Raw genomic sequence first — 23901 nt, forward strand, 5'->3', positions numbered from 1 at the left:
TCACACTCCGGCCGGAAGATCGAGTCCTGATGCAAAGACGTGCCGCCTGGCCGTCTCCGGATCGGGGAAGGGATCGGCGAGCACGCGCTGTACCAGGCCGCCGATCTCGGCGCGCACCTCCTCATCGATGCGGGCGAGTTCGGGCTCGTCGGCCGCGCCGCTCTCCAGCAGCTCGGCGCGCGCCATCGCAAGCGGGTCGCGCTGCTCTCGACGGCTCTCCTTGTCGCCCTGGTCGCGGTACAGATCGAGGTCGCCCTCGTAGTGGCCGCGGAACCGGTAGCAGGTGGCCTCGACGATGACGGGCCCTCCCCCGGCGCGGGCCGAGTCGACCGCGTCGATGAACGCTTCGCGCACCCGCTCGTAGTCGAGCCCGTCGACACGGACGCCGCGTGCGCCGAAGGCGGCGGCCCGCTCGGCGATCGTTGCGGTAGCGCTCGCCTGGCTGAACGGCACGGATATCGCCCATTCGTTGTTCTCGACGACGACCACCAGCGGCAGCTTCATCGCCCCGGCCATGTTCATGCTCTCCGCGAACCCTCCCGTGTTCACCGACCCGTCGCCGACGACCGCGACGGCGACCGCGTCATCGCCCCGCAGCCTCGCCGCGTATGCGTGCCCGAGCGCGACCGGGAGCGAACCGCCCACTATGCCGGTCGTCGAGAACCGGCGTGCCGGGTCGAACAGGTGCATGTGCCCGCCGAAACCACCGCAGAGCCCGGTGGCGCGCTCGAAGATCTCGGCGAGCATCGGGTGCAGCGGAACGCCTTTGGCGATGGCATGCAGGTGGTTGCGGTGCGTGCTGACCATGGCGTCGCTGTCACGCAGCACCCCGGCGAGCGCGGCGCCGATCGCCTCCTGGCCGATCGCGAGGTGCACTTCGCCGTGGATGTGCCGCTCGGCCACTCCGCGGGCGCAGGCCTCCTCGAACTCGCGCATCAACCTCATCAGGCGATACGTCTCCGTCGACGTGCAGGGCATCATTCTCCTCCCTCTGGGGTCCGCTCGTGCGGTTGCTCGATCTCGATCACGGTTCCCCCGCCGGTGCGGAAGTAGGCGGCAGGGCCCTCGTCGAACTCGACGATCTCCCCGAGCATCCGGCCGCCTTCGTCACGGATCAGCTCGGCGGCGGCCGCGATGTCGTCGACGAGATAGGCGGTGTGGGCCACGCCGACGTGCACCGGCGCCGCCGGATCGGCGTCGTCAGGCACGGCATGCGCGCGGATGAGCTCGATACGGGTTCGCGTGCGCGGGTTGTACAGCTGCGCGAGATCGCACGAGACGCCGGGGATGCCGACCATGCGCGCGAACTGGTCGGCCATCCCGCGCACGCTGAAGCCGAGCTCGTAGCCGAGGGTGCGCCGGTAGAAGTCGATGTCGCCATCGAAGTCGGCCGTCACGATGCCGGTGTGGTGCTGCGCCCGGATGCCGAGCAGCCCGCCGTGCGGGTGCAGCCGAGGCGATACGGATTCGGTCGTCATAGTTCGGTCTCCTCCTGCGGAAGCCCGCCGATCGGCAGCGAGATGCCGAACACGGATCCGGCCGTCGGCTGCTGCCGTGCCTCTTCGACGCCGAGGTCGACGGTGCCGGTGGTGATGTAGAGCGTCTGCAGCCCAGCACCGCCGAAGGCGCAGCTGGTCACGTTGCGTGCGGGAACGAGGATCTCCTGACTCCAGGTGCCGTCGAGCTCGATCCGCCGCAGCCGACCGCCCGCCCACATCGCGACCCAGATGCCACCGCCGGCGTCGACGGCGATCCCGTCGGGCGTCCCCAGGTCGGGGTCCACCTCGATGAGCACCCGGTCTCCCGACACGTCCTGCGTCTCGGGGTCGTAGTCGAGGACGGTGACCGCCCGACGAACGCTGTCGACGAGGTAGAGCGATCGGCCATCCGGAGAGAAGGCCATGCCGTTGGGCATCCCGAGCCCGGCACGCACCTCGGTCGGCGCGGATTCGCCGGCTCGCAGCCGGAAGAGGGAGCCACCGGCGGCGAGGTCGTGCCGCATGCTGCCGAACCAGAGCTCGCCCCCGGGGCCGACGGCACCGTCCGAGAGCCGCAGCCCCGTCTCCCGCTGGAGCACGCTGATGCGCCCCAGCTCATGGAAGTCCGCGTCGAGGACGGCCACGTCGAGGTCATGAAGGGCCACGTAGCCGCCGCGGCGCCGCGGAAGCACGGCGCTGACCGGAGAGCCGAAGACCTTCATCGTCCGCGTACGGCCATCCTGGCTGCGCATCACCTTGCCGTCGGGGATGTCGACCCACAGCAGCCCGGCTCCGTGCCACACCGGCCCTTCACCCAGCAGCGCACCGGCCTCGAAGACCGGCCTCGCCTCCAAACGGATCATCTCGCCTCCGAACTCAGCTCGAGCACCCGGCGAAGCGGCTCCGCCAGCGCTCGGATCCGGGCCTGTCGCCCGGACGCGTCGGCCCCCACGGCCAGATCGAGGTGCTCGCGCATCCGCTCGACCTCTCTTGTGTCGTTCTCCCCCGCCGGGAGATGCGTCTCGCCGGCGATGACCGTGCGAGTGAGCGCCGCGTCCACCACCTGATCGAGGATCTGCTGGGCACCCCCTTCGCACTCGGCATCGACCACGATGAAATCGGCGTCGGCTCCAGGTGCGATGGCACCACCGCGGCTGCCGATGGCTGCCGCGCCTCCCCTGGTCGCCATGCGCATGGCATCGGCGGCGGCGATCGGGTCGCCGGCCTCTGCGCTCGTGCGCACGGCCTCGCGGATCTCGGCGAAGAGATCGGGGCGGTCGGCGACCTGGCTGTCCATTCCCAGCGCGGAGCGGACGCCGCGCCTGAGCCATTCGCCGACCGGCGCCGAGCCGACGCCGAGCCGGCGATTCGATCCGGGACAGTGCACCAGGCTCGCACCTGCCGAGGCGACCACGTCGATCTCCTCCGGCATCAGATGCACGCCGTGCGCGTACGAGGCGAACGGACCGACCAGGCCGAAGCGCCGGAGCCGCGCGAGCGGATCCTCCTCGCCTCCCAGCCAGGTGCGCTGCGCCGCGCTCTCGAGCAGGTGCGTGTGAACGCGCAGGTCTCCCCTGTGCGCGGCGAGCACGCTCAGGCCCTCCTCCGAGCACCACTGCGGCGCCACCGGGCCGATGGCGAGCCGCACCCGCGACTGCGCCTCGCCGACGAGCACACGGGCTGCGCGGATCAGCTCCGGCCAGTCCGCCACGGCCATGCCGCGCTCGGGGAGCGGGATGCCGGCCTGGTCATCGCCGTCGGTCACCGGAAGGTACTCCGCCTGGTCGGTGAAGCCGAGCACGACCACGGCACGCAGCCCGGTGCGTCCGAGGGCGCGGAGTGCGGCGTCGAGCTCGTCGAGGCGGGCATCCGCGTCTCCCCAGCTGTGCAGCACGATCTGCGCGGCAGTCGCCCCCGCTTGGAGCAGCTCCGCCGCAGCGACGGTCGCGTCGTCCAGCGCGGGCAGCGGTGTGAGCGCCGAGAGCGCGTAGGCCCACTGCTCGAACGACATCCCCGGGAGGGAGGCCTGAGCGACGGCCGGCGTGCTGCGAAGGTGCGTGTGCGCGTCCACGAGCCCCGGCATCGTCGTCCCCGGCAGGTGCTCGATGTCGCCGGCGCCGACCGCGCGGGCCAGCTCCGAGCCGGCGATCACATCGAGGATGATGCCGTCCTCCACCAGCAGGCCGCGGTCGGATTCCACCTGGGCGTCTGCGTCGCGGAGCAGCCGCTCGCACCGGTATCCGCGGATCATGTCGTCCTCGCCCAGGTGATCGCGGTGCGCTCGAGCACCGCCACGATCGAGAACAGCGCGGCCGCGAGGATCGCAGAGAGCACGACGGCCGACCACATGGTCTGCATCTGCAGCGCGAGCCACGAGGTGATGACCAGGTGGCCGAGGCCGCCGCCGACGATCCATTCGGCGGTCATCACACCCAGCACGGCGTTCGGCGCAGCGATGCGCAGCGCGCTGAAGAACGACGGAAGGGAAGCCGGGATGCGCACTCGCGCATAGGACTGAAGACGCGACGCGTTCAGCACCTTCATCAGCTCCATCGACTCCGCAGATACCGAGTTCAAGCCCTGCAGCGAGTTGATCAGCGTCGGGAAGAAGACGATCAGGGCGGCCACGACGACGGTCGCCGCGGGGCCGCGGCCGAACGCGAGCGTGATGAACGGAGCGAGCGCGACGACCGGGATGGATCGCAGGACGAGCGCTCCAGGGAAGATGATGCTCGATACCGTCCGCGATGACGAGATGAGCAGGGCGCCGACGTATCCGACGATGTTTCCCGCCACGAAACCGGCTGCGGTCGACAGCGCGGTCTGAGCCAGAGCGCTCAGTGCAGTGCCCCAGTCGGCCTGCAGGGCGATGTCGGACGGCGCAGGCAGGATGAACGACGGGATGCGGAAGATCCAGACCGCCAGCTGCCAGACGACCACCGCGGCGGCGAGGACGCCGAGCGAGATCAGTGCGCTCGTGGGTGTGACCAGACGACGGCGGGGGCGCCTCGGCAGCGCAAGGACACGGGTGAGCGTCATACCTCGGCCCTCCGCTTCGCGCTCTCGTGCCAGGGCGTGGCGAACCGCGCGATCACACCGAACAGCACGACGAGCAGACCGTTGACCGCGGTGGCGATGACGAGGATCGCCCACAGGTCGGCCATCTTGTACCCGAACATCGCGTGCATCATGGCGAGCCCCAGGCCCGATTCCGCACCGATCCACTCCGCGATGATCGCGGCGATGAAGGCCGCGGGGGCGGCGATCTTGAGCGATGCGAGGAAGTCCGGCACGACCGCGGGTGCGCGCAGCCGGAGCAGGGTGGAGAAGTAGGAGAGGTTGAGCACCCGGCCCAGCTCCAGCACGCGCGGGTCCTGCGTGCGCAGCGCGCCGGTGAGGTTCACGAGCACGGGGAAATACGCCCCCAGCATCGCGATCGAGATCTTGCTCCAGATGCCGAGCCCGAGAGCCGCGACCAGCGCCGGTGCCAGCGCGATCAGCGGCACCGAGTACACGATGAGTGCGAGCCGGTAGACGCCTTCGCCTGCCACGCGAAAGCGGTCGACGATGATCGTCAGCAGCACGGCGACGACGATCGCGAGGGCCAGACCGGCCGCCGTCTCGCCGAGTGTCGTGGCGGTGTTGATCATCAGCGGAGTGCGCCTGTCCCAGATCGTCTGCAGTATCTCGGTCGGCGCTATCAGGGGCGATGCCGGGTCTTCGACGCCGCTGCCCACGATCTGCCACGCGACGATGAGAGCCGCGTAGAAGAGCACAGGCGCTCCCACGCGCGTCCACCTAGTCATCGACACCCCGGTAGGCGTCTGTCAGCAGGGCGGTGAGCCGGTCCTCGTACGCCAGGAACTCCGGCGACCTGGTCAGCTCCTGCGTGCGCGGACGAGGCAGCCCGATGCGCTCGTCGGCGATGATGCGACCCGGGTTCCTGGCCATGACGAGCACGCGGTCCGACATGAAGACGGCCTCGCTGACGTTGTGCGTGACGAGGATCGCCGTGGTGCCGGACTCCAGCCAGATCCTCTGCAGCTCTTCGTTCATCTGCCGGCGCCGCAGCTCGTCGAGTCCGTTGAACGGCTCGTCGAGGAACAGGATGCGAGGTGAGAGGACGAGCGCGCGGGCGATCGCGACGCGCCGCGCCATGCCGCCCGAGATCTGCGATGGCATCCGACGCTCGAACCCCTCGAGCCCCACCAGTCTGAGCATCTCCGTGGCCCGCTCCGTGCGCTCGCGCTTGGAGACCCCGGCGAGATCCAGAGGCAGAGCGGTGTTCGACAGGCAGTCGAGCCACGGCAGCAGCACCGGATCCTGGAAGACGAAGCCGAAGTCGCCGTTCTGACGCGCCTGGCTCGGAGTGCGACCGAACAGGCTGAGCGTTCCTCGCGACGGCTGCAGGATGTCGGAGATGGTTCGCAGCAGCGTCGATTTGCCGCATCCCGATGGACCGAGAAGGGTGGTGAATCCTCCGACGGGGATGTCGAAGGTGACGCCCTCGAGAGCGGCGAACACCCCCTCCTTCGTGTCGAAGTCGAGCCCGACTCCTTCGAGGCGGATGCCGTCGGCCACGGCGCCGGCGCTCATCGGATGCCCAGGATGCGAGCGAGGTTCAGTCCCTCGACCGCCGCGCGGTCATCCTGGTCAGGGACCGCACGCGCGATCTTGGCGCGTTCGAGATCGAAGTGGTTGCCCGGCCAGTCGGTCCCCATCACCAGCTTCTCGGCGCCCAGACGGCGATACGCCATCTGCACCTCGATGAGCTGGGTCCCGGAGGTCTCCAGGTACACGTTATCGTTGCGCTCGGCGACGATCATCGCCTCGGTCACGTTCCAGACCGTGCCCATGTGGGCGATGAGCACCGGAACCTCGGGGAACCCCTTCGCGATCTCCTCGATCGACAACGGCGCGCAGAACGGGTCGTCCAGGGCGTTGACCAGGATCGTGAGCCCGTTGTCGGCTGCGGCACGGAAGATCGGGTCGAGCAGACCGTGGTCTGCGAAGTGATACCCATGCATCGTGGGATGCAGCTTGAGACCCTTCAGGCCGAGGCGCGCCACCGTGGTGACCGTCTCCACGGCGTCGAGCTTTCGGGGATCCGCCTGTCCGAAGCCGATGATCCGCCCCTGCGATCTCTCCACGGTCTCGGCGATGAAGTCGTTGTCGATCATCTGACCGAGCGAGCATCCGACCGCCATGTCGACGCCTGCCTGATCCATGTGCTGGATCATGGTCTCTGGCGTGTAGGACTCCGCAGTGAGGTAGTCGGAGGTGCCTCCGGCCTTCCAGGTGTTGTTGTAGGCGTCGATGATCACGGTTGCTCCTTGTCGGGCTGCGGGTCTGGCGGATGCGGAGGCGGCGCCCGCATCCGGTGGTCGGCAGCGGGGCTCTGCGCCTGCTACTCGAGCAGGCTGGTCTTGTCGCCGTACACGTCGTCGAGCACGGAGGTGTCGACGACCGTCTTCGCGTCGATGGTCGACGTCAGCGTCCCGGCGTCGACGAGGGCGTCGATGATCGCCTGCATCTTCTCGACGTCGACACGCAGCACTCCGGTCGGCGACTCGATCAGATCGCGCTGGATCCTGGCGGTCTCCTTCTCGGTGTCGGAGTCGAGCCCACCGGCCGGGTTGATCTTGTTCACGACCAGGTCGGCGACGTCGTCGGGGTTCGCGTTCATGTACTCGAACCCCTTCACGCTGGCCCGCATGAAATCGACGATCTCTTCGCGATGCCTGTTGAGGTTGTCCTTGGTGGTCACGATCACGTTGCCGTAGCTCGGCACACCGAGATCCTCGAGAAGCAGCGTGTGCGTCTTCACTCCCTGCAGCTCGAGAGACGCGCCCTGGGAGGTGGCGTAGCCCGCGTAGCCGCTCACCTGCTTCGTCGTCAGCTGCGACGGGTCGGTGCCTGCCGAGACGAACTCGACCTCGTCCTCGGCGATGCCGGCCGCGGACGTCAACGCCTTGAACTGCGCGAGGGAGGCGTCGGAGACCGCGATGGTGCGACCACGGAAGTCGTCGATCGACTCGATCGGGTCGTCGGCGAGGCTGATGATCGAGAACGGCGAGGTCTGGAACACCGTGCCGATGACGACGAGGGGCTGTCCATCCTCGATGGCGACGAGCGCGTTGGTGTTGTCCTCGTCGCCGACGAGCGCCTTGCCCGTGACGACCTGCTGCCAGGAGAGGATGTTGGAGCCACCGGCCGTGAACTCCGCGTCGATGCCCTCCTCTTCGTAGAAGCCCTGCTCGTCTGCGGCGAAGAAGCCTCCGAACTGGGTGAGCTTGAGCCAGCCGAGCTGGTAGTCGACTCTCTGCAGGTCTCCGTCACCGTCGGCGGGCGCGCCGTTCGCGCACGCGCTCAGGCCCAGTGCGAGCGCCATCGCCACCGCACCCGCCTGCAGGCTCTTCGCCAGGAAACCGTTTCTCCGTTGAACCGTCATGGCCGTTCCTTAATGGGTAGGGACTCCGTTGTGCCGATGAGCGCTCGGGAGCAGAAGTCTCGGCGCTGCGACTGGATTCAGGATTCCGCGGAACGGGGCTCGGGCTCAATTCCCAAGCTGTCATCGATCGACCGAGGCGGGTGACAGTGTGTCAGCGCCCCGGGCGCACATGAAAGATCGGGCGGCGGATGTCTCCGCCGCCCGATCTCCTTCAGCCTGTCAGAGGAGCGTGCTCTCCCTGCGACGTGTCGTCACCAGCACGATGCCGGCGATCAGGGCGAGTGCGCCGAGGGCGGTCAGCCCGATCGGCAGCGCCCCGCCGGTGACTGCGAGCTCTCCGCCGTCATCGCCAGGGCCGGCGGGAGCAGCGGGCTGCTCCTCGACCACGACGGTCTGCGCGGCGTCCTCGATGTCGGCGTGCACGGCCACCGGCTCTCCCTCGGCCGCCGCACCTTCATAGAGGTACTCGAACGCCACCAGCGTCTCACCGGCGAAACCGGTCGGAACCGTGAACGTCACCTCCACCGTGCCGTTCGCCTCCGACGGCGTGAACGTCGTCGAACCGGTGACCCCCGTCGCCGATCCGTCCGACTTGAGCATCAGCTCCCCCGCCACCGTGTACTCGGCACCCGGCGTCAGGTTCTCGTACGCGATCGTGTCGACCAGCGTGCCGCCATCCCACGCCAGAACCCGGTCCTGGTCCGCGTCATCGACCAACGAGGTGCCGATCGAGGGAACGGGAGCAGCGGGCTGCTCCTCGACCACGACGGTCTGCGCGGCGTCCTCGATGTCGGCGTGCACGGCCACCGGCTCTCCCTCGGCCGCCGCACCTTCATAGAGGTACTCGAACGCCACCAGCGTCTCACCGGCGAAACCGGTCGGAACCGTGAACGTCACCTCCACCGTGCCGTTCGCCTCCGACGGCGTGAACGTCGTCGAACCGGTGACCCCCGTCGCCGATCCGTCCGACTTGAGCATCAGCTCCCCCGCCACCGTGTACTCGGCACCCGGCGTCAGGTTCTCGTACGCGATCGTGTCGACCAGCGTGCCGCCATCCCACGCCAGAACCCGGTCCTGGTCCGCGTCATCGACGAGCGAGGTGCCGATCGACGGGACGGGAGCAGCGGGCTGCTCCTCGACCACGACGGTCTGCGCGGCGTCCTCGATGTCGGCGTGCACAGCCACCGGCTCTCCCTCGGCCGCCGCACCTTCGTAGAGGTACTCGAACGCCACCAGCGTCTCACCGGCGAAACCGGTAGGAACCGTGAACGTCACCTCCACCGTGCCGTTCGCCTCCGACGGCGTGAACGTCGTCGAACCGGTGACCCCCGTCGCCGATCCGTCCGACTTGAGCATCAGCTCCCCCGCCACCGTGTACTGGACACCCGGCGTCAGGTTCTCGTACGCGATCGTGTCGACCAGCGTGCCGCCATCCCACGCCAGAACACGGTCCTGGTCCGCGTCATCGACCAACGAGGTGCCGATCGACGGGACGGGAGCAGCGCTCCAGGCGGCTTCGGCCTCGGCGGAGGTGGTGGCTCCCGCTGCGGCGACGAGGACGAGGGACTGCGCGTGCGACTCCGGCGTCGCCGTGCCGCCGGTCGTGGTCGGGGTGGTGATCACGAAGCCCGTGCCCGAGGCGCCGTCGACCGTGGCCGTGATCGTCGCCGCGCCTGCTGCGGCGACACCGGTGAGGTCGAGGTAGAGCTCCTGGCCGTCGACCACCGCATCGACGTCGACCGGGTCACCGCTCGCGTCGGTGATGGGGTAGGCCGGATCGGACACGACGCTGGCCGTCGGCTGATTGGTCGACACGGTGAACGGCCCATACAGGGTTCCGGCTTCTCCCGCCGCCGCCGGAGCGGAGACGGAGACCTCGATTGGCGCCGACGCGGGCGGAGCGGTCGCCGTGTCGGCATTCGCGCCGTTGACGAGGTACCAGTAGGCGGCGCTCGCGTTCGGCGACACCCACCCGGACCAGTCCGCGTCGAAGCCGAGGTCGGTGTACCGCCAGATCGCGTACTGCGCCGCCTGAGTCGCCTCTTCGAGGGTCAGATCCGCCAGTCCGGCCGCGGCCGCCATGTCCGCCAGGCTGACGGCCGGGTACGAGTGCGCGAGCACCCAGAAGACCTTGGCCTGCACAGCAGGGCTGGTGAAGTGGTTCGAGCCGAGGTAGCTCGAGTAGTCGCCCACGACGCCCGGCGTGTTGGTGCGGGCCCTGATCGGCTGCTCGATGCAGTACGCGCCGAAGCTGGCAGCGCCAGGGCTGTTCGGGTCTGACGGCGCCTCGAGGTAGACGGAGTGGTAGCCTCCGCCGGAGTAGCCGACCTTCGAGCCGACCCACACCGAGTCGCCGACCGCGATCTCATCAGCGGCCGCCGCCGTGGCGAACGTCGTCGGGATCACCGCCGCGACGGCGAGCAGCAGCGCCGCGGCACCGCGACCCCACCGGCCGGACACCTGCTTCTTCGTATCTCTCACTCAGACCCTCCACGGGACGCGGCCGCACGGAGCACCATTCGGCCAGGGACCAACGCACACGGAGTATTCGGACATCCTCCGCCCAGTAACTCTGGGACCGCTACCGCGGCGAGAGCAACGCAGGTAGCGCGCGTGGCCCCCTTAAGGAGGTCAAATGCGAGGCGCCGCGTCCCGTTTCACCCGAACCGGTACGACTGGGGCGACGAGCTCGCACGTCGCGAGCCTGGTGCGGGTATCAGTACCCGACGGTGAACCGGCCGCGGCGGTGCTTCGGCGCCTCGATCTCGTCGACGACGGCGATGGCGAAGTCGGCGCCCGAGATGGTCGAGTTTCCGTCGGCGTCGCGCACGATCACGTCGCCGCCGTCGCGGTACCGACCGGTGCGCTCGCCCTCGGCCCACGGGCCGAAGACCTCGGCGGGGTGGATGAAGAACCAGTCGAGGCGCTCATCGCTCTGCTGCAGCAGCTCGAGCGAGTCGATGCCGACCTGCGCCTCGTGCTTGTACTCCTCGGGGAAGCCCTGGTCGAACAGGCGTGGCCCGCCCGGTGCGACCAGGCTGCCTCCGGCGCCGCCGACGACGCCCAGGCGGGCTCCCGTGCCGCTGAGCCTCTCGCTCAGGTCGCGCAGCGCACCGATGACCTCGTTCTCCATGTCGCCGCGGGGCGCGAGCGCCGAGACGACGGCATCCGCTCCGTCGAAGGCATCGCCGAGGCCGTCCAGATCGAGCACCGAGCCCTGCACGTACCGAACGCCGTCGACTGGGGCGTCCGGGTCCCGACGGGAGACCACCGTCACGTCGTGACCTCGGCTCACCGCCTCGCGAGCGATGTGCGATCCGGCGTAGCCGGTTCCTCCGATGACGACGATGCGAGACATCCGTGTGTTCCTTCCGATGCGCGAGCAGTACGCCCGGTACAAGTCGCGCGGGTGCGCGGCTTATTCCGCAGCGGCACGGACGGTCGCGACCTGGTACAGCGCGACGGATGCTGCGATGCCGGCGTTCAGCGATTCGGTGGCCGACGAGATCGGGATCGACACGATCTGATCGCACGTCTCGGTGACCAGCCGCGAGAGACCCTTGCCCTCCGAGCCGACCACAATCACGACGGGACGGTCGGCGAGTTCGAGCGCCGGCAGCGCCACATCTCCCCCGCCGTCGAGACCGAGCACGAACACGCCCTGCTTCTTGAACTCCTTGAGCAGCGTGGTCAGGTTCGCGGCGAGCGCGACGGGAAGGCGCGCGGCGGCTCCTGCGCTCGTCTTCCAGGCGGCCGAGTTGACGCTCGCCGACCGGCGCTGCGGCAGGATGATGCCGTGTCCGCCGAAGGCGGCGGTCGATCGGATTATGGCGCCGAGGTTGCGCGGATCGGTGATCCCGTCGAGGGCCACGAACAGCGGGGTCTGCCCGCGATCGATCACCTGCTCGAGAAGATCCTGCGGGTGCGCGTACTCGTACGGCGGCACCTTCAGCGCGACGCCCTGGTGCACACCGTCGAAGCCCGCCATGCGATCGAGCTCCTGGCGGGTGACCTCGAGGACGGGGATCTCCCGGTGCCGGGCGATCGCGAGCATCTCCTTCACGCGGTCGTCCATCTCGACGCGCTGCGCGATGTAGAACGTCGTCGCCGGGATCTTCGTGCGCAGGGCCTCGAGCACCGAGTTGCGACCGGTGACGGTCTCGGTGTCGTCGGTCGCCTTGCTGCGCGCCTGACGGTTCATGTCGCGGCCCTGCGGCTTCTGCCCGACCCGGCCCTTGCCTCCGGCCGCGGCATAGCGCTCCTGGGCCGCCTTGCGCTTGCCGGCGACGTGCCAGCTGCGGTCCTCGGCCTTGGGGGTCGGGCCGCGGCCCTCGAGCGCCTTGCGGCCCAGTCCACCGGTGCCCTTGCTGGCACCCTTCTTCTTGCTGTTGCCCGCTCCGGGGCGGCCAGGCTTAGCCATCGATACTCCAATGCGTTCCGTCCGGAGTGTCCTCCAGAGTGATTCCCGCCGCGCTGATCGCATCGCGGATGCGATCGGCTGCGGCCCAGTCCTTGTCAGCGCGCGCCTGCGCTCGCTGGGTGATCATCGTCTGCACGAGCGCGTCGAGGGCGGATGCCGTCCCGTCTGCGGCCGACGACGCGGCCGGCCCTGCGATGCCGAGCACGTCCGTCATCGACTCCACGGCCGACAGCGCGGCCGCGACGCCGTCGAGATCGCCCTGATCGACCTTCGCATTGCCGACGCGCACCGTCTCGTGCAGCACAGCGAGCGCCTGAGGCACGCCGAGGTCGTCATCCATGGCCGCAGCGAAGTCCTGCGGCACCCGACGCGCGACTGCGAGGGCATCGTCTCCTGCCCACACGGGCCCGCGCTGTCCGGCGCCCGCAAGCGCGCGCATCGCACGCGAGCGGAACGCGTCGACGCGCCCGAGCGCCGACTCCGCCTCCGCGAGGGTCGATGCCGTGATGTCGAGGCTCGAGCGGTAGTGGGCCGCGGCGAGCGCATAGCGCGCCACCATCGGGTCGACGCCCTGGAGGAAGTCCTTCGCGAGGGTGAAGTTGCCCAGCGACTTCGACATCTTCTGCCCGCCGACAGTCACGAGACCGTTGTGCACCCAGTAGCGTGCGAATCCGTCGCCGGCCGCGGTCGACTGCGCAAGCTCGTTCTCATGATGCGGGAAGCGCAGATCGAGCCCTCCCCCGTGGATGTCGAACTCGGCGCCGAGATAGCGCTTCGACATCGCCGAGCACTCGATGTGCCATCCGGGGCGTCCTCGCCCCCAGGGCGAGTCCCACACGGCATCCCGCTGCTCGTCGACCTTCGCGCCCTTCCAGAGCGCGAAGTCCTGCGAATTGCGCTTGCCGCGCGGGTCGGCGTCGGCCGCCGCCTCCATGGCATCCACCGACTGCCGAGTGAGCGAGCCGTACTCCGGCCAGGAGCGCACGTCGAAGTAGACGTCTCCCGAGGCGTCGGGAGCGACGTACGCGTGTCCGCGCTCGATGAGCGTGGCGATCAGCTCGTGCATCTGCGGGATGAAGCCCGTCGCCCGGGGCTCGTACGTCGGTGCGAGGATGCCCACTGCGGCATACGCCTGCGAGAACTCCTGCTCCATGCGGTAGGCGAGGGCCCACCAGGGCTCGGTGTCGGTCGCGTTGGCCAGCACCTTGTCGTCGATGTCGGTGACGTTGCGCACGAAGGTGACGCGCCCGAACCGGTACTCGAGCCACCGCCGCAGCAGATCGAAGCTCAGCGCAGCGCGGACGTGTCCGATGTGAGGACCGGACTGCACGGTGGGTCCGCACACGTACATCGTCACGTTCGAGGGGTCGAGCGGAACGAAGTCGCGCAGCTGCTGCGCGCGGGTGTCGTACAGGCGGATCGTCACCGCACAAGACTACCGGGGCGGCGCAGCGCCCGCCTGGGCGTCGCCCCGTCGCTCAGACCTGGAGCACCAGCGCCACCGCGGTCACCGCGATTCCCTCGCCGCGGCCGGGGAAGCCGAGCCCGTCGGTGGTCGTCGCCGAGACTGTGACGGGGGCGCCGCCGAGCGCGGACGAGAGGGCCTGCTCGGCCTCCGCGCGGCGGGCGCTGAACCGCGGGCGGTTCCCCTGGAACTGCACCGACACGTTGCCGATCGCGAATCCCGCTTCTGCGAGCAGCTCGGCGGTGCGGCCGAGGAAGACGTCTGCGTGCGCGCCGGCGTACTCGGGATGCGCCGTGCCGAAATGCTCGCCGATGTCACCGAGTCCCGCCGCGCCCAGCAGCGCGTCGACGATGGCGTGGGCGACGGCGTCGCCGTCCGAGTGACCGGACAGGGGCTGCTCGCCCGGCCACTCCAGACCGGCGAGCCACAGAGTGCCTTCGCCGCCGAAGGCGTGCACATCCGTTCCCACGCCTATGCGCGGCAGCGCGGGCCGGTCGGCGAGCAGCATCCGTGCCCGCTCGAGGTCGGCCAGGGTGGTGATCTTGAAGGCGCGCTCCGATCCGGCGATGCGGCGGACGACCCCGCCCGCGGCGGCGAAGAGCGCCGCGTCGTCGGTGTGCTCCTCTCCGGATGCCAGGGCCGCGACGTACGCACCCTGAAGCGCGGTCCGGGGGAAGCCCTGCGGAGTCTGGGCGGCGGCGAGCACGGAGCGATCGACGGGCCCTGTGACCAGGTCGCCGTCGACGCGCTTGAGCGTGTCGACGACCGGAAGGGCGGGGATGACGCCTGCATCTCCGGTCACGGCCGAGGCGACCGCGGCGATCTGCGCCGGAGGCGTGAGCGCCCGCGCCGCATCGTGCACGAGCACGATGCGCACGTCGTCACCCAGGGCATCCAGCCCGGCCGCAACCGACTGCTGACGGGTGGCACCGCCGACGACGACCGTTCCCGGATCGCGGTCGGCCGGTGCTGCGGCTCGAAGCTCGGCCTCGGCCTCCTGCTCGAGACCGGCCGGGACGACCGCGATCACCTGCATCGCCCCCGCCGCGTGCACTCCTTCGAGGGCGTGGCGCAGCAGGGTGCGACCGGCCAGCTCGACGAACGCCTTGGGAGCAGCGGCTCCCAGACGCGTGCCGGAGCCGGCGGCGACGATGATGACGGCGGAGCGCTCGGGGACTTCAGTCACGCTGACACGGTATCGTGCGCGCGCACGCCCCGAAGAGGGCGCGGACGCGAAGAGGGCGGATGCCCATGGCATCCGCCCTCTTCGAATTCCGGTCGTATGACGCGCTCGTCAGGAGGCGAGGACCTCGTCGAGCAGCGCGCCCGCCTTGTCCTCGTCGATCTTCTCGGCCAGAGCGAGCTCCGACACGAGGATCTGGCGGGCCTTGGCGAGCATCCGCTTCTCACCCGCGGAGAGTCCGCGGTCCTGATCGCGGCGCCACAGGTCGCGCACGACCTCGCTCACCTTGATCACGTCACCCGAGGCGAGCTTCTCCAGGTTCGCCTTGTAGCGGCGCGACCAGTTGGTGGGCTCCTCGGTGAACGGGGCGCGCAGCACCTCGAAGACGTTCTCAAGACCCTCCTTGCCGATCACGTCGCGAACGCCGACCAGGTCGACATTCTCCGCAGGAACCTCGATGATGAGATCGCCCTGCGTGACGTTGAGCTTCAGGTACTTCTTGGTCTCCCCCTTGATCACGCGGTCCTTGACCTCGATGATCGTCGCGGCTCCGTGGTGCGGATAGACGACGGTTTCGCCAACCTCAAAAAGCATAAAAACGTGTCCTTTCGGCAATCTCCAGGATACCACAGCAGTTATGCAGTAAGGTTCGCCGCCGGTCTCCCTGCGGCCTCGTCGTCGTCGTTCCCGGCCCCCTACCCACTAGACTGAACCAGGACACCCGTCGCACCTCAGGAGGATCCGTGAACTCGCGCTCTGCTGCGTCCATCGCTCCGCGTCTCGTCGCCGCCATCGCCCTGGGCTCGGCGCTCGCACTCGGCACGACCGGATGCACCTTCATCACGCACCAGGCGACGACGAACCCCTACCCTGCTTCCGACGGCGTCCCCATCGACGAGACCGGCGGAGACGTCATCGCGCGCAACGTCTTCATCGTCACCACCGAGGACGGCGAGATCGGCAGCCTGGTCGGCGCCTTCATCAACGAGGGCGACAAGACCACGACGGTCGACATCGACGTCGCCGACGAACAGCTCACCCTGCGCGTCCCCAGCGCGGAGCGCGTGAGCCTCGGCGCCGAAGAGATGCCGCTGCGCATCGAGAACCTCGGCGTCAAGCCCGGTGCCACCGTGGAGGTGCTCGTCATCTCCGGCGACGGCGAGGCCGTGCCCGCCCAGGTGCCCGTTCTCGACGGCTCGCTCCCCCAGTACGCCGACCTCGTGCCGGCCGCGGAGCCGCTCGACGCCGCATCCTGACGTCTGCGGCACCAGCCGCTGCAGCGAAGAGGCCGGCTCCCCCCACGGGAGCCGGCCTCTTCGCATCCCGGGATGATCAGCCCTCGAAGCGGTAGCCGAGCCCACGAACGGTGACGAGCATCACCGGGTCGCCCGGGTTCTGCTCGATGCGCGAGCGGATGCGCTTGATGTGCACGTCGAGCGTCTTCGTGTCTCCGAAGTAGTCGCTGCCCCACACGCGGTCGATCAGCTGACCGCGGGTGAGAACCCGCCCGGCGTTGCGCATGAGCACCTCGAGCAGCTCGAACTCCTTCAGAGGCATGTTGATCTCGGTGCCGTCGACGGCGACCGTGTGCCTGTCGATGTCGAGGACGACCCGGCCGCCCTCCAGGACGCGCTCGTCGACTTCGGCCTCCGCCTGCACGACCCGGCGCAGCACAGCGCGCATGCGCGCCAGCAGCTCTCGCGACGAGTACGGCTTGGTGATGTAGTCGTCGGCGCCGAGCTCGAGCCCCACCACGATGTCGACCTCGGAGTCCTTCGCGGTCAGCATGATGATCGGCACGCTCGAGGTCTGCCGCACCTGACGGCACACCTCGGTCCCGGCCATGCCGGGCAGCATGAGGTCGAGCAGGATGATGTCGGCCCCGCGCTCGCGGAACGCTGTGAGCGCACCGGGGCCGTCCTCGCAGATCTCGACCTCATAGCCCTCGCGTCGCAGAAGGTAGGCGAGCGGGTCGGCCAGATCTGGCTCATCCTCGACGAGCAGGATGCGGGTCATGCGAACTCTCCGTTTCGAGCGTCGCGCGCGCGGGTATCCGCGTTCGTGCGCTTCTTCTTGGTCTTCTTCTTGGTCTTCTTCGCGCCGACGCTCTCCGGAGCCTCTGCACGCGGCAGGCGGATGGTGAACGTCGAGCCTCGGCCGGGGCGCGACCACACGCGCACCTCGCCGCCGTGGCGCTGCGTCGCGTGCTTCACGATCGACAGGCCCAGTCCCGTCCCGCCGGTGCGGCGTGAGCGCGCCTCGTCGGCACGGTAGAACCGTTCGAAGATGCGCTCGCGATCGGCATCCGAGATCCCGATGCCCTGATCGGTCACCGCGATCTCGACGACGTCACCATCCGCCTTCACCCCGACGCCCACGCGCGAGCCGCTCGGCGAGTAGACGATCGCGTTCGCGATGAGGTTGCCGACCGCCTCGATGAGCACCTGGGCATCGCCGCGCACCCAGACACCCCGCTCTCCGCCGCGGCTGAGCTCGACCCCGGCCGAATCGGCCTGCACCGAGTGCGCCTCGATGGACGCCGCGACCACCTCGTCGATCGCGACCGGCTCGACCTGGGAGAGGCTCTCGGCGGCCTGCAGTCGCGACAGGCTGAGGATGCGCCCGGTGAGCTGCCCCAGACGGGATGCCTCGGCCGAGATCCGGGCGGCGAAGATGCGCACCTGCTCGGCGTCATCGGCGGCCGACTCGATCGCCTCGGCGAGCAGGCTGACCGACGCCACGGGGGTCTTCAGCTCGTGACTCGTGTTGGAGACGAAGTCGGTGCGCATCTGATCGAGGCGCTCCCGCTCTGTGACATCGCGGATGATCAGCAGCGTCAGCTGCGGGCCGACCGAGCTCGCACGCGCAGAGACGAGGCGCGGGTCGAGCGACGCGCCTCCCGTGAGCCGCATCGTCTCGGTCGCGCTGGCGCCGCTGCTGCGCACCCCCCTGACGAGCCGTCGCAGATCGCCGTTCTCGAGAACAGCTCCCTCGCGGATGCCGAAGCGGGCCGCCGCATTCGAGGTGGCCACCACGAGGCCCGATGCGTCGAGCACGCAGGCGGCATCGTCCATGCTGGCCAGCACGTCGCCGATGCCCGCGGGGATCGCCGTCGACGTCTCCTGCAGCGCGATCGCACGCACCCGATACGCCCAGCCGACGAGCAGCACGGCACCGGCTCCGATCAGCGCGCCGACGGCGAGGGCGAACAGCGCCAGCTGAGCGGAATCCATGCCTCCAGAGTAAAGGTCTGCGCATCGGTCACCAGACGTACACCGCGCCGTCATGCGGCAGAGAGGCTAGTATTCACGTTCCCGGCACCGTTTGTTAACCTTCGCCCCGGACAATCGATCCGGCCGCGTGAGCGCGTGCTCCTCGGCATGCGTGCCGAACCCCCGACGAAAGGTTGCGCCGACATGCGCGAAGTCTTCCACCAGTCCCTCGAAGAGCTGCAGTCGCGCCTCGCCGAGATCGCAGACCTGGTCACGGTCGCGATCCAGAAGGCGACCACGGCGTTCGCCGAGAGCGACGTCGCCCTGGCCGAGGAGGTCATCGCCGACGACGCCAAGATCGACGAGCTCGCCGTCGCGCTCGATGAGCAGGCCATCGAGATCCTCGCCCGCCAGCAGCCCGTCGCCCGCGACCTGCGCATCGTGATCACCGCCCTGCGCGTGAGCGCGTCGCTCGAGCGGATGGGCGACATGGCCGAGCACATCGCACAGCTCGCGCGCCTCCGCTTCCCCGAGCGCGCCGTGCCGAAGGGCCTGAAGGGCACCTTCCGCCGCATGGGCGAGCTCGACGTGGAGATCGCCGGCACCCTCGCCGAGCTGCTGCGCACGCAGGACCTGCGCTTCGCCGATGAGATCCGCAACGCGGACGACGACGTCGACGAGCTGCACGCCAGCGTGTTCGAGAAGGTGCTCAGCGACAACTGGAAGGGCGAGGCGACGGCCACCGTCGACGCCACGCTCGCCAGCCGCTACCACGAGCGCTTCGCCGACCACGCCGTCGCCGTCGCGAAGAAGGTCGTCTACCTCGCCACCGGAGACTGGGCCGTCGCCGAGGACGACATCGCCCTGGCTGCCGAGGCGCAGTTCCCGGCCACCCCGGAGACGCCCGCACCCTGATCGCACCGTCGGCCGCTTCTTGTCGCCGACACCCCCTGATATCGCCGAGACCCCGTGCTGCAGACGTCTGCAGCACGGGGTCTCGGTGGTGAGGCGGGGTGTCGGCGCTACTTCTTGCCCTGCGCGGCGACGGCGGCGGCGCCGGCGGCAGCGGCCTCGGGGTCGAGGTAGCGGCTCGGGCCGGTGGGCACGTTGTCGTCGTCGAGCTCGTACACCAGCGGGATGCCCGTCGGGATGTTCAGCTCTGCGATGTCGTCGTCGCTGATGCCGTCGAGGTGCTTGACCAGGCCCCGCAGCGAGTTGCCGTGCGCCGTCACGAGCACCGTCTTGCCCGCCTCGAGGTCGGGGATGATCGCGTCGTTCCAGTACGGGAGGAGCCGGTCGATGACCAGCTTCAACGACTCGGTGCGCGGGACATCGCCGTCGATACCCGCGTAGCGCGGGTCGTTCACCTGGCTGAACTCGCTGTCGTCGGCCAGCAGGGGCGGGGGCACATCGAACGAGCGGCGCCACAGCTGGAACTGCTCGGGCCCGAACTCCTCGAGCGTCTGCGCCTTGTCCTTGCCCTGCAGAGCGCCGTAGTGGCGCTCGTTGAGGCGCCACGAGCGGGTCACCGGGATCCACAGCCGGTCGGCCGCATCAAGGGCGATGTTCGCGGTCTGGATCGCGCGGCTCAGCAGCGAGGTGTGCAGCACATCGGGCAGCAGCCCCGACTCCGCCAGCAGCTCGCCGCCGCGACGGGCCTCGGCCCTGCCCTGCTCGGTGAGGCGGACGTCCACCCATCCGGTGAAGAGGTTGAGCTGGTTCCATTCGCTCTGGCCATGGCGGAGCAGGATCAGGGTGCGCGTCATGGGTCTGAGTTTATCGAACCTGCTCATCGGGGCGGGCTGCGTGACCTTCCCCTCGCTCGCAGAGCGGGTGCCCCTCCCGCTTCGCGGGTCCCTCCCCGATGCTCGCTCGGGGAAGGTCACTCCGCCCTCTCATGAGCAGTGGGACACGCACCTGTTGATGGAGGATAGGGAGATGAACGCACCTGTGGGGAATCCGACGCGCGGGACGACGGGGACCAATCGGCTGCGGCGGAATGACAGGTGGATCGCGGCGTCGGACGCCTTCCGAAGGGCTGCGGACCCGCTGGTCGTCGACCTGGGATACGGGGCCAGCGGCGTCACGGCGTTCGAGCTCGCGACTCGGCTGCGCCGCGTGAGGCCCGATGCCGAGGTGCTCGGGCTCGAGCTCGATCCCGAGCGCGTCGCGACGGCGCGCCGCCAGCTCGACGACGTGCGCGCAGGACGCACCCCCTTCGCCGCCGACCTGCCCGTGTCGTTCGCGCGAGGGGGCTTCGAGGTGCCCGTTCCCGGCGGTCGGAGGCCGGCGGTCATCCGGGCCATGAACGTCCTGCGGCAGTACGACGAGGGCGACGTCGCCGATGCCTGGCGACGGGTCGCCTCCCGGCTCACGCCGGGCGGGATGCTGTTCGAGGGCACGTGCGACGAGATCGGCCGCATCGCGAGCTGGGTCGACGTGGAATCCGACGGCCGCCCCGTGTCGTTCACGATCTCGCTCCGGCTGACTGAGCTCGAGCATCCGGGTATCGTCGCCGAGCGCCTGCCCAAGGCGCTCATCCATCGCAACGTTTCCGGTGAGCGCATCCACGACCTGCTCACCGCGCTCGACCGCGAGTGGGACCGCGCCGCTCCCCTGTCGGCCTTCGGTCCGGTGCAGCGGTGGCTCGCCGCGGTCTCGGCGCTCAAGGCGCAGGGCATCCCCGTGCAGGGCACGAAGCAGCGCTGGCGCCTCGGCGAGGTCACCGTCCCCTGGACGGCCGTCGCGCCGGCATCCTGACCTGGCTCGCGGAAGGGTCAGCGCGCGTGGCGGGGGTCTTCGCCTGCGGGCCGACGAGACAGACGGGTCAGCCGCGGTATCTCAGCGGTCGCGCCCGCATCGGCGGGGACGATCACCTGCTGGGCCGCTGCGATAAGGGTCTCCCCCGCGCGCACGACCAGCTCGCCCACGGGCGCCCGGCGCGACAGCATGGCGAGGGCGATCGGGCCGTCCTCGTAGTGCATCGCGACCGACGTGATGCGACCGACCTCGGCATCGCCTGCCAGCACGGCATCGCCAGGCGATGGCATCACGACGTCGCTGCCGTCGAGCAGCAGAGCCGCGAGACGGCGAGGCGGATGCCCGAGATTGTGCACCTTCGCGACCGTCTCCTGCCCGCGGTAGCAGCCCTTGTTCAGGTGCACGGCGCTGCGGATCCAGTCGGACTCGTGCGGGATGCTGCGGTCGTCGACCTCGCGCGCCCAGCGCGGCCGCCACGCGGCCACGCGCAGCGCCTCGGCGGCGAGCGCGCCGGCGAACGGACCGGTGAGCGCTCCGGCGTCGTCTGCGACGGCGACGCTCCAGCCGTAGTCCGCGGCCGGATGCTCTTCACTGACGGCGTACTGGTGCCCGCCGGGCTGCACGTGGGCCCAGGGATCGCGCCAGATCAGCGGCACGCCGTGCGGGGACGATGGCGCGATCCGCGCCTCCGCTGCGCCGCCGGCGAAGAAGCCGACCAGCGCCGCCTCAGGGCGCACCGTCACGGTGACGCGCGAACGGAAGATCATGCGCTGCAGCCAGCCGGCCAGCTTCTCGGCATCGCCGTCGTCGGCGATCAGCCAGACCGACGAGCCGTCCTCGAAGACTCCGGCGGCATGCTCCACCCGCCCCTGCGGGTCGAGCACGAGCAGCTCTGTGCTGTCTCCCGCGCGCAGCCGCGCGACCGACTGCGAGGTGATCGAGTCGAGCCAGCTGAGCCGGTCGTCGCCCGCGACCTCGATGAGCACGCGGTCGGTGAGCGGCGCGATCGCGTCTCCGGATGCCAGGCGGCGCTGCTCGACGAGGGGGTTGCCGAAATGGGCGATCAGCTCGCCTTCGCGCACTGCGCCCGCGATGGCATCGAACGTCGCCATGTCAGACCTTGGCCAGACGCGCTGACGCGTGCGACTTCAGCTTCTCGCCCAGTGCCGTGATGTCCCACGCCCAGAGCAGGTGGCCGTCGACCAGTCCGTACATGCGGGTGGCAGCAGAGTACGGCCTGGTTCCTGCCGGGCGCACGACGGCATCCGTCGCGATGTCGATGCGCGGGCCGGCGATGCGACCCAGATAGAGCTCGAGGGTGCCGTCGGAGTGCGTGACCGAGACCTGGAGCGGGAAGCCCTCGTCGGTGCGCAGGGCCTCGACGTCGTCGACCGTGCGCGGAGCCTCCTCGGCCGTCGGGGGCAGCAGGGCGGGGCCGGGGTCCGCATCGGTGAGCGGACGCGAGAGTCGCCAGAACCCCGTCTCGGCGAGCAGGTCGACCGGCTCGTCGGTGCCGTCGGCGCCGCGGAAGGATGCCGAGGCAGCGTAGTTCAGGAACGGGCCGCCGTCATGGCTGAAGCTCACGCGGTGCGTGAATTCCCCCTGGTGGCGCTGTTCACCCGCGGTGTACTCGATGACCCCGGTGCCCTCCCAGACACCGAGCAGCCATGACAGCGGTGCGAGGTCGGCGGGAAGATCGGTGGGCAGCTCGATCACGACGGCGTCGGATCAGCGCTGGCCGCGGAAGAGGTTGACGAGCACGACGCCGGAGACGAAGGCGATCGCGAGGCTCGCAAGCCCCAGCAGGCCGAGGAAGAAGAATTCGAGCGCGACGAGGTCCATGCCGTCCACTCTACCCCTCGGCAGGCGGGCGGGTCAGAGGGCGGAGGCGAGGGCGGCGATGCCGAATGCCCCCGAGACGAGTCCCATGATCACGAGGGCGCCGACGACGCTGCCTGCCATGCGAACGATGAACCCCTGCGCACGGCCGTATGCGAGCTGGATGGCGAACGCCACGAGCACGATGCCTCCGAAGGCGATGAGCAGCCAGCCGACCCTGAGTTCCTCGGGCAGGACGATGCCGAGCGTGACCGCGACCACCAGCGAGGCGATCCAGACCGCGACGACGCCGTGGAAGGCGTTGCGCGGGGCGAGGGCCGGTTCAGACATGGTGACATCGTAACGGCCGCGCCTTCGGGCATCCGTCATCCCGTCATCGAGCGGGGGCGCGCCAGTAGCATTGACCCGTGGTCCTCGTGCTGGCACTCACCTCCGCTCCCGAAGGGGATCCGGCACTGCCCGCGCTCGAACTGCTGCCCCACAGCATCCGGCGCCACCCGCTCGATGCCACCCGCCTCCTCGAGCTGCCCGAGAGCGACGCCGTGCTGATCGACGCCCGCGGCGATCTCGCCGCGGCGCGCGCCGCCTGCCGGCTGCTGCGCACGGCGGGCACCGAGGCGCCTGTGCTGCTGGTGGTCACCGAGGGCGGCATGAGCGCGATCGCCTCTGACTGGGGTTTCGACGACGTGCTGCTGTGCACCGCGGGGCCCGCCGAGATCGACGCCAGGCTGCGGCTGGCGCTGGCGCGGACGGATGCTGCGGCTCCGGCGCATGTGCAGGCATCCGGCATCACCATCGACGAGCAGTCCTACTCGGCGCGGCTGCACGGTCGTCCGCTCGATCTCACGTACAAGGAGTTCCAGCTGCTGCACTTCCTGGCCACGCACCCGTCGCGGGTGTTCACCCGCGAGCAGCTGCTCAGCGACGTGTGGGGGTACGACTACTTCGGCGGCACGCGAACGGTCGACGTGCATGTGCGGCGGCTGCGCGCCAAGCTCGGAGACGCCGAGCAGGTCATCGGCACCGTGCGCAACGTCGGCTACCGGTTCAATCTGCACGACGAGCCCCCGACATCGTCGGACTGAGTTCACAG

Annotated in this window: 25 protein-coding genes; 4 read left to right on the plus strand and 21 right to left on the minus strand. The window is 69.7% G+C overall.

What is annotated here, in order from left to right; translation table 11 throughout:
* From FVO59_RS01465 to FVO59_RS01535, 15 genes are all read right to left on the minus strand, one after another.
* The gene (locus tag FVO59_RS01465) at window positions 1-936 is read right to left on the minus strand and encodes a thiamine pyrophosphate-dependent dehydrogenase E1 component subunit alpha (protein WP_220465689.1); all 936 of its coding nucleotides are present in this window, start codon (window positions 934-936) and stop codon (window positions 1-3) included.
* A gap of 41 nt (window positions 937-977) precedes the next feature.
* Entirely contained in the window at window positions 978-1478 is a 501-nt protein-coding gene (locus tag FVO59_RS01470) for a VOC family protein (protein ID WP_182253942.1), read from the minus strand.
* Entirely contained in the window at window positions 1475-2341 is an 867-nt protein-coding gene (locus FVO59_RS01475; protein WP_182253944.1) for an SMP-30/gluconolactonase/LRE family protein, read from the minus strand. The genes FVO59_RS01470 and FVO59_RS01475 overlap by 4 nt, the downstream gene beginning before the upstream one ends.
* Complete coding sequence (locus FVO59_RS01480) at window positions 2338-3729, minus strand: amidohydrolase family protein (protein WP_182253946.1); 1392 nt, start codon at window positions 3727-3729, stop codon at window positions 2338-2340. The genes FVO59_RS01475 and FVO59_RS01480 overlap by 4 nt, the downstream gene beginning before the upstream one ends.
* Window positions 3726-4517 carry an ABC transporter permease gene (locus tag FVO59_RS01485; protein ID WP_182253948.1) on the minus strand — a complete coding sequence of 264 codons (792 nt, stop codon included), beginning with the start codon at window positions 4515-4517 and terminating at the stop codon, window positions 3726-3728. Before FVO59_RS01485 ends, FVO59_RS01480 begins: the two co-directional genes overlap by 4 nt.
* A complete protein-coding gene (locus tag FVO59_RS01490) occupies window positions 4514-5284 on the minus strand; it encodes an ABC transporter permease (protein ID WP_182253950.1) in 771 nt (256 codons plus the stop codon). The genes FVO59_RS01485 and FVO59_RS01490 overlap by 4 nt, the downstream gene beginning before the upstream one ends.
* Complete coding sequence (locus tag FVO59_RS01495) at window positions 5277-6074, minus strand: ABC transporter ATP-binding protein (protein WP_182253952.1); 798 nt, start codon at window positions 6072-6074, stop codon at window positions 5277-5279. Before FVO59_RS01495 ends, FVO59_RS01490 begins: the two co-directional genes overlap by 8 nt.
* Window positions 6071-6802 carry an amidohydrolase family protein gene (locus FVO59_RS01500; RefSeq protein WP_182253954.1) on the minus strand — a complete coding sequence of 244 codons (732 nt, stop codon included), beginning with the start codon at window positions 6800-6802 and terminating at the stop codon, window positions 6071-6073. The genes FVO59_RS01495 and FVO59_RS01500 overlap by 4 nt, the downstream gene beginning before the upstream one ends.
* Before the next feature lie 83 nt (window positions 6803-6885).
* Window positions 6886-7929 carry an ABC transporter substrate-binding protein gene (locus FVO59_RS01505; protein WP_182253956.1) on the minus strand — a complete coding sequence of 348 codons (1044 nt, stop codon included), beginning with the start codon at window positions 7927-7929 and terminating at the stop codon, window positions 6886-6888.
* Window positions 7930-8148: 219 nt separating this feature from the next.
* Entirely contained in the window at window positions 8149-10410 is a 2262-nt protein-coding gene (locus FVO59_RS01510; protein WP_182253958.1) for a VaFE repeat-containing surface-anchored protein, read from the minus strand.
* Between the two features lie 235 nt (window positions 10411-10645).
* Window positions 10646-11287: an NAD(P)-dependent oxidoreductase gene (locus FVO59_RS01515; protein WP_182253960.1), complete on the minus strand. Its 642-nt coding sequence runs from the start codon at window positions 11285-11287 to the stop codon at window positions 10646-10648.
* A 60-nt stretch (window positions 11288-11347) separates the two neighbouring features.
* Window positions 11348-12349 carry a 23S rRNA (guanosine(2251)-2'-O)-methyltransferase RlmB gene (gene rlmB, locus FVO59_RS01520; RefSeq protein ID WP_182253962.1) on the minus strand — a complete coding sequence of 334 codons (1002 nt, stop codon included), beginning with the start codon at window positions 12347-12349 and terminating at the stop codon, window positions 11348-11350.
* Window positions 12342-13775: a cysteine--tRNA ligase gene (gene cysS / locus FVO59_RS01525; RefSeq protein WP_182253964.1), complete on the minus strand. Its 1434-nt coding sequence runs from the start codon at window positions 13773-13775 to the stop codon at window positions 12342-12344. The genes rlmB and cysS overlap by 8 nt, the downstream gene beginning before the upstream one ends.
* Before the next feature lie 52 nt (window positions 13776-13827).
* Window positions 13828-15000 (minus strand): 2-C-methyl-D-erythritol 4-phosphate cytidylyltransferase, encoded by a 1173-nt coding sequence (ispD, locus tag FVO59_RS01530; RefSeq protein WP_259363358.1) that lies wholly within the window; start codon window positions 14998-15000, stop codon window positions 13828-13830.
* Window positions 15001-15108: 108 nt separating this feature from the next.
* Window positions 15109-15591 carry a CarD family transcriptional regulator gene (locus tag FVO59_RS01535; protein ID WP_071640539.1) on the minus strand — a complete coding sequence of 161 codons (483 nt, stop codon included), beginning with the start codon at window positions 15589-15591 and terminating at the stop codon, window positions 15109-15111.
* A 149-nt stretch (window positions 15592-15740) separates the two neighbouring features.
* On the opposite strand from FVO59_RS01535, the gene FVO59_RS01540 reads away from it, so the two are divergent.
* Complete coding sequence (locus FVO59_RS01540; RefSeq protein WP_182253968.1) at window positions 15741-16253, plus strand: DNA modification methylase; 513 nt, start codon at window positions 15741-15743, stop codon at window positions 16251-16253.
* Window positions 16254-16329: 76 nt separating this feature from the next.
* On the opposite strand, the gene FVO59_RS01545 is transcribed toward FVO59_RS01540, so the two are convergent.
* On the minus strand, window positions 16330-17013 hold the full coding sequence (locus FVO59_RS01545) for a response regulator (protein WP_182253970.1): 684 nt from the start codon (window positions 17011-17013) through the stop codon (window positions 16330-16332).
* Complete coding sequence (locus tag FVO59_RS01550) at window positions 17010-18230, minus strand: sensor histidine kinase (protein WP_182253973.1); 1221 nt, start codon at window positions 18228-18230, stop codon at window positions 17010-17012. The genes FVO59_RS01545 and FVO59_RS01550 overlap by 4 nt, the downstream gene beginning before the upstream one ends.
* 183 nt (window positions 18231-18413) lie before the next feature.
* On the opposite strand from FVO59_RS01550, the gene phoU reads away from it, so the two are divergent.
* Window positions 18414-19124 (plus strand): phosphate signaling complex protein PhoU, encoded by a 711-nt coding sequence (gene phoU / locus FVO59_RS01555; protein ID WP_182253975.1) that lies wholly within the window; start codon window positions 18414-18416, stop codon window positions 19122-19124.
* Window positions 19125-19231: 107 nt separating this feature from the next.
* Here the strand turns inward: phoU and FVO59_RS01560 are convergent, their stop codons facing one another.
* Window positions 19232-19975, minus strand: a complete 744-nt coding sequence (locus FVO59_RS01560) for a phosphoglyceromutase (protein ID WP_182253977.1) — start codon at window positions 19973-19975, stop codon at window positions 19232-19234.
* A 172-nt stretch (window positions 19976-20147) separates the two neighbouring features.
* Between FVO59_RS01560 and FVO59_RS01565 the strand changes: the two genes are divergently transcribed.
* Window positions 20148-20969, plus strand: coding sequence for a class I SAM-dependent methyltransferase (locus FVO59_RS01565; protein ID WP_182253979.1), 822 nt, complete (start codon window positions 20148-20150; stop codon window positions 20967-20969).
* Window positions 20970-20986: 17 nt separating this feature from the next.
* On the opposite strand, the gene ygfZ is transcribed toward FVO59_RS01565, so the two are convergent.
* The 3 genes from ygfZ to FVO59_RS01580 form a co-directional block, all read right to left on the minus strand.
* Window positions 20987-22081 carry a CAF17-like 4Fe-4S cluster assembly/insertion protein YgfZ gene (gene ygfZ / locus FVO59_RS01570; RefSeq protein ID WP_182253981.1) on the minus strand — a complete coding sequence of 365 codons (1095 nt, stop codon included), beginning with the start codon at window positions 22079-22081 and terminating at the stop codon, window positions 20987-20989.
* 1 nt (window position 22082) lies between these two features.
* Window positions 22083-22685 (minus strand): heme-binding beta-barrel domain-containing protein, encoded by a 603-nt coding sequence (locus tag FVO59_RS01575; protein WP_182253983.1) that lies wholly within the window; start codon window positions 22683-22685, stop codon window positions 22083-22085.
* A gap of 159 nt (window positions 22686-22844) precedes the next feature.
* The gene (locus tag FVO59_RS01580) at window positions 22845-23138 is read right to left on the minus strand and encodes a hypothetical protein (protein ID WP_182253985.1); all 294 of its coding nucleotides are present in this window, start codon (window positions 23136-23138) and stop codon (window positions 22845-22847) included.
* 77 nt (window positions 23139-23215) lie between these two features.
* On the opposite strand from FVO59_RS01580, the gene FVO59_RS16335 reads away from it, so the two are divergent.
* A complete protein-coding gene (locus FVO59_RS16335) occupies window positions 23216-23893 on the plus strand; it encodes a winged helix-turn-helix domain-containing protein (protein ID WP_259363360.1) in 678 nt (225 codons plus the stop codon).
* Window positions 23894-23901: the final 8 nt, after the last annotated feature.

The organism is Microbacterium esteraromaticum (assembly GCF_014084045.1).
GTDB classification, from domain to species: Bacteria; Actinomycetota; Actinomycetes; order Actinomycetales; family Microbacteriaceae; genus Microbacterium; species Microbacterium esteraromaticum_D.